Genomic DNA, 14626 nt, shown 5'->3' on the forward strand with positions numbered 1-14626 from the left:
TTCTCCGTGATAGTTCGAGGCCGATTTTCATACCGGTCGCTCCGGCCGCTCTAGAACGTGTACTTTGCCGACACGCCCCAAATCCTGGGGTCGCCGGCATAAACGGAACTCGTCGGGAAGGACGGGAGAAGCACGCTCGCGGCCGAGAAATACTTTTCGTTGAAAACGTTCTTCACAAAGATTCCGAGATCGATCCCGGTATCCGCAATTCCCCGCCAGTCCAGGCGCGCATTCGCCAATTCGTAGCCGGGCAGCTTCTCGCCGTTCTGGCCACCGTAATCGGCGGTCATGAATACGTCGGCATTGAAGCTGACTTCGCCATTCGCGGGCCGCACCGGGAGGATCCAGTTGAAGCTGGCCGTACCGGAAAAGCTCGGTGAATACTTGTTGATCTGATCCTTTCCGAGCACGATCGTCGGCGGCAAATCAGCGGGAAGGGTAAGGCTTTCGACCGTCACGTTCGTATAGGCCGCGTTAAAGCCGACGGTTACACTGCGTGCCGGGCTTATCGAGGCCTCGAGTTCGACGCCCCAGATCCGCAAGTTCGCCGCATTGACCGCGAGCGAACCATTCGAAGGAGAATCCGGCGTTCCGTTGGGAACGGTCGTCTGCGTATTCAGGAACTGGAGGGCATTCTTGTATTTGCTATAGTAAGCTGCAATATTGAGGTGGCCCCGCGCGGTTCCCACGCGATAGTCATACTTGGAACCGACTTCGAGATCGGTAATCGTCTCTTCGTTGGTCTTCTGGAATGGCCGGAGATCGGGGCAAACACCTCCGGTTGCGACACAAGCAGGATCGGTTCCACCAGTCGTATAGACGGTTTCGAATTTCGGCGTGTTGACGTTGGCACCACGATAGCCGCGACGCGATACGATATAGAGCAGCCAATCGGGCGTCGCCTTGTAGTCGAGGCCGACCGTCCAACTGGGCTCCTGCCCCTTGTTCGATACTGTGCCCACGCCATCAATTGCCCCGGTGTTCGCGGTTGCCAGGCAAGTCGCTTCGTCCACATAGCTGGTCCCGATAGTGCCGCCGCACGCTGAAACCTTGTCCCAGCTGTAGCGTCCCCCCAGGTTCAATTTCAGCTTGTCGGTTATGTCGTACCCGATCTGCCCATAAATAGCCCAGTTTCGGTTACGGACATGGGACGTGACCGCAGGAGCGGGAACCCCGCCCACCGAGAACGCGGTGAACTGCGATCCGGTGGGCCCGTGGGGCTTGTCGTTGTTGTAGAAGACGCCCGCTATAAAATTGAACGCGCCGAAGTTGCCGAGCAGCTGTGTCTCGTTGGTGAGATATTGGCGGTCAATTACCGACGACGCCGTAAACAGCGTGAATGGCACCGATGCCGGCAGCGGGGCGGAGAGGCCGGTGGGAATCTGGAGTATCGGCAGGCCGCCCGTATTGATCAGCTGGTAACTGTAGTTCTTCCGATAACCAAAGATGTTCCGAACCGTCATGTCGCCGAAACTGTAAGACGTGTCGTTGGTGATCGCAGTTGCCTTGCGATACGAGGCACCTCCGTCGATTCCCCCGTCGAACGATCCGCGCCGATTGGAAGCCTGGGTTGCCAACGCGGCTTCGACTTGAGGATCGACGGCCGCGAGGCCCAGCGCCGCGAAAGGAAAATTCTGACGCAAAAGATAGAGCCCGCCAGCCAGCTCGTCGCCCTTGAAATACTCATATACGGTGGTGCTGGTGAACCCATCGAAGGGTTCAATCAGCAGCGAAAGCCGGAAGGCGTCCTGATGGATATTGTCGAACCCGGGGCCCTCGTCAAAGGCGATCGTTCGCGGGTCCTGACGGCGAATCTGACCCGCGGCGCGAAACGCGACCTTGTCCTCGACGATGGGGATGTTGATCGCGCCTTGCAGCTCCCGATAGTCGAAGCGGCCGTATGTGCCTTCGCCAAAGCCCTCGAAACGGTATGTCGGCTTTTGCGTGCCGATCACCACCGCACCGCCGAGCGTATTGCGCCCGAACAGCGTGCCTTGGGGGCCTTTCAGAACCTGAATGCTGCTTATATCGTAAGTCGGCACGTTCGATCCCACAGCCGGGAGCGGCGTATCGTTCACGTAGATCACGACGCCCGGGGTTACTTCACCCAGTGGGAGCTGGCCAATGCCGCGAAGCGTCAGCGCCACGTTGTCCTTACCGCCTTCAGCCGAGAACGTGAACCCTGGCGTAATTGTCCTCAAATCACTCACTGTCTGGACCGTGCTGCGCTCGAGCGCTTCAGCGGAAAACGCTGAAATGGAGACGGAAACATCCTGCAGTCGCTCCTCGCGCCGGCGAGCGGTGACAATAATGTCACCCGTCGCCGCGCTTTCCATCTGAGGGGCAGAAGCGTTCTCATCCTGCGCCCACGCCGGGACGGCCAAGGTCGTTCCTGCCGACAACAGCGCAAGTCTCAGCAAACGCGATTTCATCAACTCTCTCTCCCGCCGCCTGTCTCTTCGCAGGCTTTTCAAAGCACTCTGAATGGCCGCTATTCACGGTCTTTCACCACCTATCTTCGGAGAGGAAATGATACAAAAGAGGGCAAAACTGTTCAGTTTTATGGACTGGGCAGCCGGGGCTCCGCCGATACTTACCACCGCCACCTGCGAGGCGTATGGTCACTGCGAGTTTCAATAACGCGGCTGCGCCCAAGCCCGAATGAGGTCCGCGATGGTGGCCTCAGTCCCGGCGGTGATTGCCGGGACAGTCCCCGTGAGACGGGGCGATGGCGCCGGCTGCGTTACGCCGCCCAGGGTGACGAAAGTATCTCGGGCGTTGTTGTGAGGGCTCGCCGGAGCCTCGGCCATGCTTAGGACCGGCGTCACGCAGGCATCGGTCGACGCAAAGGTCTCGCCCCATTCGTCGCGCGTACGCGTCCGGAAGACCGCTTCGAAATCGGCTTCCATCCCAGGCCACCCCGCCCGCTCATGTTGATCGTAACCGCGACCTGCAAGGCCCAGACCCTCGAGCATCTGCGCAAAGAACTTGGGTTCCAGACAGCCCACGGCCACGAATTTGCCGTCGGCACAGGCGTAGCATCGATAGAACGGCGCACCGCCGTCAAGAAGATTGGATGCGGGTGCATCATTCCAAAGGCCCTTCGGCTGCCAAGCGTAGAACAGGCTCATGAGCGACGCGACGCCGTCCGTGATGCAGGCATCAACCACTTGGCCCGCCCCCGTCCGCCGTGCCGAAAGCAAGGCGCTCAACATTCCGAATATGAGGAACATCGCGCCGCCGCCGTAATCACCGACGAGATTGAGAGGGACTGGCGGCGGCTCCCCGGTCTTGCCCATGGCATGCAGCGCCCCTGTGATTGCGAGATAGTTGATGTCATGTCCCGCGCGCATGGCCATCGGCCCGCTCTGTCCCCAGCCGGTCATCCTCCCGAACACAAGGCTGGGATTACGGGCAAGACAGACATCCGGACCGACACCCAGCCGCTCCATCACTCCTGGCCGATAGCCTTCGATCAGACCGTCTGCATGCTCGATCAGGTCGAGCAGACTGCTGCGGTCCCTCTCGTTTTTGAGATCGAGATAAGTGACCATTCGGCTGCGATGAAGGATATCACCGCCCACGTCCTCCCAGTCACCGGGTCCAGCGGAGGGAGGCCGCGCGACCCGAACGATGTCCGCCCCCATGTCGGCCAGCAGCATCGCTGCCAGCGGCACCGGGCCGATCGCATCGATCTCGATGATACGCACGCCGACCAGCGGCCCTGACCGTTCCGGCATCAGATATTTGTCCGGTCCGCGCCCTTCAGGTCGAGAATGGCACGAGCTTCGTCCGGACTTGCCACTTCCAGCCCCATGCCCTCGATGATCTGGCGCGCGTTGCGCACCTGCTCAGCATTGGTCTCGGCCAGACGCCCGGGGCCGCCCCACAAAGAATCTTCCAATCCGACGCGCACGTTTCCTCCCATGGACGCAGCCATCGCGACGACACTCATCTGGCGGGCACCCGCGCCGAGCACCGACCACTGATACTGATCGCCGAACAGCCGATCTGCTGTGCGTTTCATGTGCATGATATCATCGGGATGGCTGCCGATCCCGCCCAGAATGCCAAAGCATGTCTGTATGAAGAGCGGTGCCTTTACCAAGCCCCGGTCCAGGAAGTACTTCAGGTTATAGAGGTGACTGGTGTCGTAGCACTCGAACTCGAAACGCGTGCCGAGAGGCGAAAGCGTGCCGAGCAGATGCTCGATATCCGCGTAGGTATTCTTGAATACCAAGTCCCGCGATGCTTCCAGCGCCGCTGGCTCCCAGGCGTGTTTGAATTCCTTGAAGCGGTCCAGCATCGGGAACAATCCAAAACCCATCGTGCCCATGTTGAGACTGGCGACTTCCGGCGCGAAAGTCTGGGCGGGACGGATGCGTTCCTGGACGGTCATCGAGGGATGTCCCCCGGTCGTCAGGTTCAGCACAGCATCGCTGCGCTGGCGGATGACCTTGAGGAACGGTTCGAAAAGCTTGGGATCCTGGTCGGGCCGGCCGTCAGTGGGGTTGCGGGCGTGAAGGTGGATGATCGCTGCGCCCGCTTCGGCCGCGCCAACCGCAGATTCCGCGATCTCGTCAGCTGTCACCGGAAGATGGGGTGACATCGAGGGTGTATGGATCGCTCCGGTGATTGCGCAACTGATGATGACTTTTCGTTTGGCCATGATGTTTCCTTTCCCGCAGCCGCTCGATGGCAGCCGCCTCGCCGCCCGCAATCTATCCTTCGATAGGCAGTGAGGTGGCTCGTCAGGGAAGGATTCCGAGTTGGCGGGCGCGCAGAACCGCCTGAGGGCGACGGCGAACACCGAGCTTGTCGTATATCTGCTGCATGTACCACTTGACCGTTCCCTCGGTCAGTCCCAGCCGATCGCCGATTTCCCGGTTGCGCAGACCGCCACTCACCATGGTAAGAATGTCCACCTCCCGGTTGGCCAGGCGACCGGTCAGTCCGAAATCGTCGTCCTCGTCCTCGTCTGTCTCGATCTGCGGGCCATTTCGCATCAGGGAGACCAAGTGAACCGCGAACCGGTCGGCAGGTGTTTCGAGTTCAGGACCGTGGGAATAGGCCTCGGTAAGAAGAGCGGAAATGACTTCGCCCTCGTCGATAAACGTGCGCATCCAGCCGGCAGGTTCCGCCATTTCCACCGCCGCACGCACAGCGCGGCGAGCCTCGGAGCGATTGCCCTGGAGCACCGCGATTTCGGCAAGGAGCAATTCGAAGGTTACGGCCGAGCGAATGGCCCCGGCGCGCTTTACGAACTCCAGCCAGCGATGGGCCACCTTGCGCGCCCGGGTCAATCGGTGATGCTGCATTTCGATGCGCAACCAGGCGATCGCATTGCACTCGTTACGACGCGTCGGCCGCAGCGTCGGTATGGGCTCGCCGTCGATCTGCGGATCGCCGGCCAGGAAGTGCCGCTCAGCCTCCTCGATTTGGCCCGCCTTGACGAGCAGACGGACCTCTTCGGCAACAATGAAGGCGCGCATGCGATCAAGACCGCATTCTATCGCAACGAGATGCGCGTCATTGAGAGTGACAAGCGCGCCGGGAAGGTCGCCGCGCGCCGCGCGAAGGCGAGCATCGACGAGATAACCGGATGCCATCTGGTCGGCGAATCCCCACTGTCGCACGACGGGCAAGTGCCGTTCGACCAGGTCAGCCGCGCGATCTAGATCGCCGGCGTCGTAAAGCAGCTCCGCAAGCGGGAGCGCTGGCAAGGCAGCCAGTCCCGAGCCCTCGCCATGTAACCCTTTCGCAAGCGTAAAGGCTTCTTCGAGGAAGCGCTCGGCAAGGGGCGTTTTGCCTTGTGCCATCAATGTCGGGGCAACGGAGGCCTTGAGCGCAATCGAGGCAAAATCCGAACCCGGCCTGGACAGCGCCCGCCGAGTTTCCGCTTCCAGCTTGAGCATGTCCTGAAAGTGGTAGAGTTCGCGCCGTGCCGACATGAGCTGGGCAAGCAACGTACAGCTGAGATAGGCATGGCTTTCGGCCATCTCGACCAAAAGCGGCTCCGCGTCCGCTTCAACCTTGACCATGTCGTCGCGCGCGGCGGCCAGCATGACCAGGCGATGGCGGATCATCAGATCGATCTGATCCGCATCGTGCGCAGCGACCCTTCCTTCGGAGACCTTGGTCTCGAGGATAGCGCGCGCTGCGTCGATAAAGCGCTGGGCGGCGGTGAAAGACAATTGGCGAATGCGCCGCCATGCCAGAGCCAACAACAGATAAGGGTGCTGGGCCAGTTCCGCCCAGGGCAAGGCGGAGCCCAACTCGTCGATGCGATAGAGATAGCCGGTATAGGTCAGCTGTTCCGCCAATTGGTCGAGCTGGCGGGCCAGAAATGCTTGATCGCCGCTCAGTCGGGCATGCTCGATGGCCAGGACTGCCTGATCGTTGGCGGCGAAGTAGTCGCTGGCACGGCAATGCATCAGGCCCGCCCGTGCGGGCGCCCTGTCCATCAGGCGTCCAAGGACCATCTCACGAAACAGGCGGTGATACGCGTATCGACTGTGTTCCTGATCGATCGCGTTCAGGAAGAGCCCCTGGCGGAACACATGGTCAAGCATCGCGCGAGAATCTTCGTCGCCGGTGACCGCCGCGCAGGCAGAAGGGGTCAGTTCATCCAGGATCGACGTATCGACAAGGAAGCGGCGAACGTCCTCTGGCTGACGGCTGAGCACCTCTTCATGGAAGTACTCTGCAAATTCCGGACGCAAGCCCGTCAACCTGGGACTGCCGGCCCCCTGTTTGCCGCGGCGGTACAAGTCGCAGGCGATCACAACGCCGGATACCCAACCTTGCGTGTCCCGCACGATATCCTGAAGATCCTTGGAGTCGATCGGCGTTCCGATGCTCTGGGTTACCAGCTGAGCCGCTTCCGCGATCGTGAGTGAGAGATCGGCATTTCCCACTTCATTGAGGAAACCCAATGCGCGCATACGCGCCAGCGGAAGCCCAATCGCGCCGCGGGCAGAAACGATCATGCACAGGGCATCCCGAGCTGTCGCCGATAGCTGTGCGATAAAATCGAGAGCGGCTTGATCGAGCAGATGGGCATCGTCGATGACAAGGACGGGCCGCGGGTCGATCGTTATCGACAACGCTTCGAGCCAGGGCGCATCGTCGCCATCCAGGGAAAGTTGCTCCCAAGGAAGGCCGGCCGCAACGCCTGCTGCCTTGAGGGCAGAGAGGAAAGATGCCTTGTTGAAGATCCCCGCACGTGTCGCCACCCAGAGGAGCGGGTGGCCTTGCGCGCGTAGCAGGTCCGCCCAGTAGAGCATCGAGGTGGTCTTTCCGCTTCCAGCGGGCGCTGACACCATCGTCAATCGGGAATCGCGGACCTTGGCCGTCAGGTCTCTCATGGCAGCGCGCTCAATCAATGTCGGCGTTATCCGATGCGGCAAAGCGCTCGTCGGAATGACTTTCATGGCTCTCTCCTGGACATGCCTTGTGGCAATTTGTTTTTTGATCCGAAATATATTCTGACGTGTGAAATCCTAAACGCAATCCTTTTTCCTATCCGCAGATAGGTCCTCGCGAGCCGGAGATATTGTCCTGCTCCGGATGGCCGGGAATTTTCGTAAATTGCCGTCTTTACGCCCGAAACAAGCAGGCCGCCCGAAGCTGCCGGGGCCAAAAGCTAGGAAAGGTTGACCATGAAGGCCCTGTATCTCGAAAACGCCGAGGGACCTGAATCCACCCGCGTTGCCGACGTCGAAACGCCGGAACCCGGTCCCGGGGAAGTGCGAGTCGCACTCAAAGCCGCCTCGATCAACCACCGAGAACTGTTCATTTCTCATGGACAATATCCCGGCATGGTGGTGCCGGTAACGCTGGGTTGCGACGGCGCAGGCATTGTCGACAAGGTCGGCGCCGACGTTAGCGGCGTGGACGTGGGCTCAGAAGTCGTTCTCTATCCGGCCCGCAATTGGGGCCCCAATCGCCATGCGCCCGCTGCAGACTTCGGTTTGCTGGGCATGCCATTTGCCGGGACGATCGCCGAATACATCTGTATCCCTGCCGAGAACCTGGCTCCCAAACCTTCCTTCATGAGCTTTGAGGAAGCCGGCGCAATGCCGCTCACAGCGCTGACATCGTGGCGGGCTCTGATGTTCAAGGGCCGGCTTCAGGCCGGAGAAACTGTGCTGATCAGCGGGGTCGGCGGCGGAGTCGCCACGTTCGGCCTCGCATTCGCCGTCGCCAAGGGCGCGAACGTCTATGTGACCGGTGAGAGCCAGGAAGTCCTCGACCGGGCGATCGAGATGGGTGCCAAGGGCGGCCTGCTCTATACCGACCCGGATTGGCGAAAGCAGGTTGGCAAGCTGACCGGCGGGATTGACGTGGTCCTGGATGGTGCACCGTCACCCAGCTTTGCCAACTATGTCCGCGCCATCAACCCGGGTGCGCGCATAGTCATCTACGGGTCGACCGCCGGGAACGAGGTCAAGTTCAATGCGACGGATATTTTCCTCAAGAGCGCCAGCATCGTCGGCAGTCAGGTCGGCGATCCGCAGGACTTCCGGGAAATGCTAGCGTTCGCCGGCGAGCATCGGATCAAGCCGGTCATCGAGGCTACTTACCCTCTGGCGAAGGCAAAGGAAGCTCTTCTTCACCTTCGCGACCAGCACAAGTTCGGCAAAGTCGTGGTGACGATGTGAGCGATCTGTTCAGCCTGCACGGCAAGAAAGCCCTCGTCACCGGCGGCGCACAGGGGTTGGGGCGGATGATCGCTGAAGGTCTTCTGCGCGCAGGCGCTAGCGTGGCAATCACATCGCGCAAGGCCGATGTGTGTGAGACCGCCGCGGCGGAAATGTCGGGTCTCGGGCCATGCCTGCCGCTTGCCGCAGACCTGTCTACTCCGGAAGCCGCGGTGGAGCTTGCCGCACTGTATCGCAGCGCGCTGGGCCAATGCGACATCCTGATCAACAACGCCGGCAAGACCTGGGGCGGCCCTATCGATACCTTTCCCGACAAGGCCTGGCCAAGCGTGATGGCAGTCAATGTCCAGACGCCTTTCACTCTTGTGCGCGAACTCCTTCCCGAACTGGTCGCGGCGGGCACGGCCGATGATCCATCGCGGGTCATCAACATCGGTTCGGTGGCGGGCATGAAGGCCGAACGGCTCAATGCCTACAGTTACGCTGCCAGCAAGGCGGCGGTCCACATGATGACGCGGGATCTCGCCGGCGACCTTGCCGACCGGAACATCACGGTCAATGCCGTGATACCGGGCTTCTTCCCTACCAAAATGACCGCTCACATGCGTGACGAGGATGCAGTCGACCCGAAATTGCTCAGCCATATTCCGCTGCGCAGGCTGGGCCGCGCCGACGACATCGCCGGAATTGTCGTCTTCCTTTGCTCGCGAGCAGGAGCCTATGTCACCGGCGCGCAAATTCCGGTCGATGGCGGCGTAGTCGGCTGCGGGTGATCTTGATGCCGGCAGAGGGACGAGCGTCCAGCCAGGCTCATCCCTGATGCCGTATCCTCCGAGGACCGCATTCCTCCGGCAGCGAAAAGACTTGAGCGAGGGAGGACATAGTTCCTCCCTCGCTCCACAGGTCAGAGCTGCCAGCCGCCCCCCGCGACTATGACCTGACCTGTGATGTAATCGGCCTCCGGCATGCAAAGGAGATAGACGGCTCCTGCTGCTTCTTCCGGAGTGCCTGCGCGCCCGAGGGGAATTCCTTTCTCCATGGCCTCAAGGATCTCGTCGCTGACCCCGGCCTTGATCTTCTTGCCCTTGATATCGATGGTTGAACTGCCAGCCTCGCCAGCCGTCATACGCGTCATGATCGCGCCGAAGGCGACGGCATTGACCGTGGTGTTGTATCTCCCCCACTCTTTCATCACAGTCTTGGTGAGGCCGACAATCCCTGCCTTGCCGGCAGCATAACCGGCCTGCCCCGGGTTTCCGCCAAGACCCGAAACTGACGAAATGTTTACGACTGTCCGTCGCTTGGCACGCCCGTACTGTTCGATCTCGGCCTTGGCTGCGGACGAAATGATCGGCTGCGCGGCGCGAAGAATCCGGAAAGGCGCGCTCAGGTGTACATCGAGCATCGCGATCCACTGTTCGTCGCTGGTCTTTTGAAGCACCGAATCCCAGGCATAGCCGGCATTATTGATGATGATATCGATCGTGCCGAAAGCCGCGACTGCTGCGGACACGAAGGTATCGCCAAAAGTCGGATCAGTAACGTCGCCGACGCAAACGACGGCGCGAACGCCAAGTCCTTCGATCTCGGCCGCGGTGGCGCGGGCCACGTCTTCGTCAAGGTCATTGACCACGACATTTGCGCCCGCGCTAGCCAATTTGAGCGCGATCGCCTTGCCGATGCCCCGCCCCGATCCCGAAACGAGCGCGACCTTTCCATCCAGTATTTTCACGTGACCTCTTCCTGTTCTTTCACAAATCCTTGAACGCAGGCACTGCCCCCGTCGATCACCACCACGCCGCGTTCTCTCGCAGACGCGCGAAAGCGAATGTCATCTCCATCGCGCCAGATCTCGGTCCGAATGGTTTCGCCTGGGAACACAGGCGCGGTGAAACGGACATGCATGCGCGTCAGCAACGACGCGTCTCCGCCGCAGCACAAATGGATCAATGCGCGGCTAACGAGGCCCATCGTCGCCAGTCCGTGGAGGATCGGGCGCTCGAACCCCGCCGCCGCCGCCGTTCCGGCATCGATGTGCAACGGATTGCGGTCGCCGGTCAGCCGGTATAGCATCGCCTGGTTAGCCGCCGTAGGCAGGTCAAGCACTGCATCCGGCGGAAAATCGGGACATTGTCCATCCGCAAGCGGAACGAGAGATCGGTCTCCCCCGAAACCACCTTCGCCCCGTAGGACCCAGATTTCCTCTGCCTCCGCAATCAGCTGGTCTGTCGGCGTCGTCAGTATCCGCTTCGCCCGAACGAGAGCGGGCTTGCCCGGTCCCTTGTCGGCGACCTCTCCGATCTCGATCCGGCCATGAATGACCTGGCCCAGTTGCAGCGGTCGATGAAGACGCAAGCTCTGCTCGCCATGCAGAATTCGCGGCCAGTCCCACCCGAGTTCCGCAGCCATCGGCCAGAACCCCGGCGTGCCAAGCACAAGCGCCATGGTTGGCAAAACGGTGAGGTCACGCTCAAAGAGGAAGCGGCTCTCATCGATGGCGGCGAGCCCCGCTCCCACGCCCAGGGCGTAGAGGATGGCGGAACGCGGATCGCAAACGTCCTGCGCGATCGGGACCCGGTAACCGCGCATGCGCTCAAGGTTCAGCATAGCGAGTTTCCCTTCGGTCAGGTCAGCTTGCGCTCGTCGAGCCCGAGCCCGCGCCCGATTATCTCGCGCATGATCTCGCTCGTGCCGGCGAATATGCGGCTGACGCGGGCATCGGTGTACATCCGGCTGATCCGGTACTCGTCCATGTACCCGGCCCCGCCGTGGAGCTGGACGCATTCGTCCATCACCCGGCCCTCCAGTTCGCTCGTGAGCAACTTGGCAGCGGAGGCATCTTCGGCAGTGAGTTCGCCTGCGTTGAGCAGGATCACGCATTGATCCACGTACGTCTGGATCGCATCGAGCTCCGCGCGCATGGAAGCCATCTTGAAGCGCGTATTCTGAAACGCGCCGATCGGCTTTCCGAAGGCCTTGCGCTCTTTCACGTAGTCCAGCGTAAGGTCGAAGGCAGTCTGGGCAGTGGCCATGAAACCGATCGCTGCCACAAGGCGCTCCTGTGCCAGGAAGCGCGCAAGATACTTGAAGCCCTGCGTCGGATCGCCCAGCACGTTTTGCTTGGGCACTTTGACATCGCTGAAGAACAGCTCGGCGGTATCCTGCGCCTTCATACCCATCTTGGCGAGCTTGCGCCCGCGCTCGAAGCCTTCGAAGCCGCGCTCCACCACAAACAGGCCAAGCCCATGGCGGCTGGCCGGATCGGTCCGTGCCGCGACAACAACCAGATCGCCCAAAATGCCGTTGGAAATGTATGTCTTGGCGCCGTTGAGCACCCAGTGATCGTCATGCTCGACCGCGCTCGTGCGCATTCCTGCAAGGTCGCTGCCCGTAGATGGCTCGGTCATCGCCACGGCAAGAATAGTCTCGCCGCTGACGATGCCGGGCATCCAGCGCTCCTTTTGCTCCTGTGTGCCGAGCTTGGCGATGTAGGGCGCGACCAAATCGTTATGGAGATTGATGTAGAAGCCTATGTCGCCGTGGCGCATATTCTCCTCGATGATAATCTGCTCGAAACGAAAATCGTCGATTCCCGCACCCCCGTACCGTTCCTCGGCCCAGGTGCAGAGCAATCCCTGCTCGCCTGCCTTGAGGTAAAGATCGCGATCGACCATGCCCTGTTCGCGAAAGCGTTCGGCATGGGCGCCGACATTGGCGCTCATGAACTTGACGACGCTGTCGCGAAACTGCTCGTGCTCCGGCTCGAAGATCAGGCGCTTCATGCTGGCATGGGCTCCTTGGCCTCGTCGGCGCTTTCGGCAGTGTAGAAGGTCTCGCCGCGCGATGCCTTCTCACGCAGCCACGCGGAAGGCAGGAAACGGGGCCCATATCGCTGGGCAAGGATATCCGCTTCCCCGACGAACGAGCCGATGCCGATCGTATCGATGTAGCTGATCGTTCCGCCGGTCCACGTCGGGAAACCCCACCCATAGATCGCGCCGAGATCGGCGTCCTGCGGTGTTTCCAACACGCCCTCTTCCAGGCAGCGCGCCGTCTCCATCGCCTGGGCAAATAGAAAGCGCTTCTTGAGTTCCTCGATGTCCCAACTGTCATTGACAGGGAAGTGCTCGACGAGCCCCTTCCACAAGTGCTTCTTGCCGCCTTCAGGGTAGTCGTAGAAGGCTCCTCCGGTCTTGCGGCTGGAGCGTCCGATCTCGTCCTTCATCTTGCGCATGACGGCAACGCCGGCCGGCGGAGTATAGGCCTCGCCCTCTTCCGCGATCGCCTGGTCGACGATCTTGAGCGGCAGATCCAGCGTGAGTTCGTCCAGCAGCGCGAGCGGACCGACCGGCATGCCAACTGCCTTGGCGGCATTCTCGATCACTGCCGGTGGCACGCCTTCCGCCAGCATGGCCGCTCCTTCGTGGATCAGCATCTGGAACACGCGGCTGGTATAAAAGCCGCGGCTGTCATTGACGACAATCGGCGTCTTGCGGAGCTGCGCGATGAAATCGAGACCCTTGGCCAGCGTTTCCTTGCTGGTCTGCTTGCCCATGATGACCTCGACCAGACCCATGCGATCGACCGGCGAGAAGAAATGCAGACCGATGAACTGATCCGGGCTTCTCGAAGCCAGCGCCAACTGCGAAATCGGAAGAGTCGAGGTGTTAGAAGCAAAAATGGCTTCGGGCGGCAGCACTGCCTCTGCCTTCTTCGTGGTCTCCGCCTTGATCGCGGTATCCTCGAACACGGCTTCGACGACCAGATCGCAGCCCTGGAGCATGCCGAAATCGTCGGTCGGGACAATGCGGGCAAGAACCGCATCGGCCTTGTCCCGCGTCACCTTGCCTTTTTCGACCAGCTTGTCGAGTACCTTGGCTGAATAGTCCTTGCCCCTTTGCGCCGTCGGCACATCGCGGTCGATCAAGACGACGTCGATGCCGGCATTGGCCGCAACGTAGGCAATTCCCGCACCCATCATCCCCGCGCCCAGCACGCCGACCTTTCGCGCTTCGAACCTGGGATAGCCTGCGGGGCGGCGAGCGCCCTTTTCTGCTGCCAGCTTCGAGATGAAGGTCGTGCGAATGATGTTGCGGGCGACCGGATCGGTTAGCAGCTTAGCAAAGTATTTGCCCTCTACTGCGAGCGCCTTGTCGAACGGCAACTGCAATGCCTGAAACAGCGAATTGAGAATTGCGAGCGGAGCCGGCTGATTATAGCCGCTCTTCGCAAGGCCTCCCGTCGCCATCATGTACGCGGCGGAATCTTCCGGTACCGTGAGCCCTTTCTTCTGAGGCGGAACCCAGCCCTTGACGTCCCACGGCTTGACAGGGTCGGGCCCGCTCGCCAGCCACGTCCGGGCGGTATCGAGAAGTTCCGCTTCGGGAACCACCTGATCCACGATGCCCAGTTTGAGCGCTTCGGCAGGCGCGACGGCGCGGCCGGTCAGAAGCAGGTCGAGCGCCGTTTTCATGCCGGCGATGATACCGAGCCGAACCGTGCCTCCAGATCCGGGAAGGAGACCGACAGTAACTTCGGGCAGGCCGACAGTGGCCTTTGCATCATCGACGAGGATGCGATGATGGCAGGCCAGCGCGAGTTCGAAACCTCCGCCCAGCGCCAAACCATTGATCGCTGCAACCCACGGCTTACCCGACTGCTCGATCGCGCGGTGCATGTCGGTCGCCCGCTTCGAGAACGCATAGGCCTCGAGCGGTGTGAGCGTATCGAAGCCATTGACCAGCTGCTTGAGATCCGCGCCGGCCATGAACGACTTCTTGCCCGAGGTCAGGATAACGCCCTTGATGGCGTCGTCCTGTGCGATCTGCCTGGTGGCCTGCGTCATGTCCGCAATGAAGCCGTCGTTGACGACGTTCATCGAACCTTCGGCATCGAGAGTCAGGATCGCGAAGCCGTCTTCGGCCTTCTCCAGTCGCATTGTCTTCATGGGTGTGTCCCGATCT

General features: G+C 61.1%; 10 protein-coding genes. 2 read left to right on the plus strand and 8 right to left on the minus strand.

What is annotated here, in order from left to right; genetic code table 11:
• Positions 1–50 precede the first annotated feature (50 nt).
• The 4 genes from AB4Z00_RS19925 to AB4Z00_RS19940 all read right to left on the minus strand — a co-directional run bounded on the left by AB4Z00_RS19925 (position 51) and on the right by AB4Z00_RS19940 (position 7433).
• The gene (locus tag AB4Z00_RS19925; RefSeq protein WP_442046989.1) at positions 51–2432 is read right to left on the minus strand and encodes a TonB-dependent receptor; all 2382 of its coding nucleotides are present in this window, start codon (positions 2430–2432) and stop codon (positions 51–53) included.
• Positions 2433–2633: 201 nt separating this feature from the next.
• Positions 2634–3740 carry a CaiB/BaiF CoA transferase family protein gene (locus AB4Z00_RS19930; protein ID WP_133085056.1) on the minus strand — a complete coding sequence of 369 codons (1107 nt, stop codon included), beginning with the start codon at positions 3738–3740 and terminating at the stop codon, positions 2634–2636.
• Positions 3740–4669 (minus strand): 3-keto-5-aminohexanoate cleavage protein, encoded by a 930-nt coding sequence (locus tag AB4Z00_RS19935; protein WP_133085055.1) that lies wholly within the window; start codon positions 4667–4669, stop codon positions 3740–3742. The genes AB4Z00_RS19930 and AB4Z00_RS19935 overlap by 1 nt, the downstream gene beginning before the upstream one ends.
• A gap of 82 nt (positions 4670–4751) precedes the next feature.
• Positions 4752–7433, minus strand: a complete 2682-nt coding sequence (locus AB4Z00_RS19940; RefSeq protein ID WP_133085054.1) for a LuxR C-terminal-related transcriptional regulator — start codon at positions 7431–7433, stop codon at positions 4752–4754.
• Positions 7434–7661: 228 nt separating this feature from the next.
• On the opposite strand from AB4Z00_RS19940, the gene AB4Z00_RS19945 reads away from it, so the two are divergent.
• Both AB4Z00_RS19945 and AB4Z00_RS19950 read left to right on the plus strand, forming a co-directional pair.
• On the plus strand, positions 7662–8663 hold the full coding sequence (locus tag AB4Z00_RS19945; protein WP_133085053.1) for a quinone oxidoreductase family protein: 1002 nt from the start codon (positions 7662–7664) through the stop codon (positions 8661–8663).
• Positions 8660–9436, plus strand: a complete 777-nt coding sequence (locus AB4Z00_RS19950) for an SDR family oxidoreductase (protein ID WP_133085052.1) — start codon at positions 8660–8662, stop codon at positions 9434–9436. The genes AB4Z00_RS19945 and AB4Z00_RS19950 overlap by 4 nt, the downstream gene beginning before the upstream one ends.
• A 131-nt stretch (positions 9437–9567) precedes the next feature.
• On the opposite strand, the gene AB4Z00_RS19955 is transcribed toward AB4Z00_RS19950, so the two are convergent.
• The 4 genes from AB4Z00_RS19955 to AB4Z00_RS19970 are packed head-to-tail and all read right to left on the minus strand — an operon-like array spanning position 9568 to position 14601.
• Entirely contained in the window at positions 9568–10395 is an 828-nt protein-coding gene (locus tag AB4Z00_RS19955) for an SDR family NAD(P)-dependent oxidoreductase (RefSeq protein ID WP_133085051.1), read from the minus strand.
• Positions 10392–11270: a MaoC family dehydratase gene (locus AB4Z00_RS19960; protein WP_133085050.1), complete on the minus strand. Its 879-nt coding sequence runs from the start codon at positions 11268–11270 to the stop codon at positions 10392–10394. Before AB4Z00_RS19960 ends, AB4Z00_RS19955 begins: the two co-directional genes overlap by 4 nt.
• Positions 11271–11287: 17 nt before the next feature.
• The gene (locus AB4Z00_RS19965; RefSeq protein WP_133085049.1) at positions 11288–12445 is read right to left on the minus strand and encodes an acyl-CoA dehydrogenase family protein; all 1158 of its coding nucleotides are present in this window, start codon (positions 12443–12445) and stop codon (positions 11288–11290) included.
• On the minus strand, positions 12442–14601 hold the full coding sequence (locus AB4Z00_RS19970; RefSeq protein ID WP_133085107.1) for a 3-hydroxyacyl-CoA dehydrogenase NAD-binding domain-containing protein: 2160 nt from the start codon (positions 14599–14601) through the stop codon (positions 12442–12444). The genes AB4Z00_RS19965 and AB4Z00_RS19970 overlap by 4 nt, the downstream gene beginning before the upstream one ends.
• Positions 14602–14626 lie beyond the last annotated feature (25 nt).

It is taken from the genome of Novosphingobium sp. YAF33 (genome assembly GCF_052113265.1).
In the GTDB taxonomy this organism is placed as follows: domain Bacteria; phylum Pseudomonadota; class Alphaproteobacteria; order Sphingomonadales; family Sphingomonadaceae; genus Novosphingobium.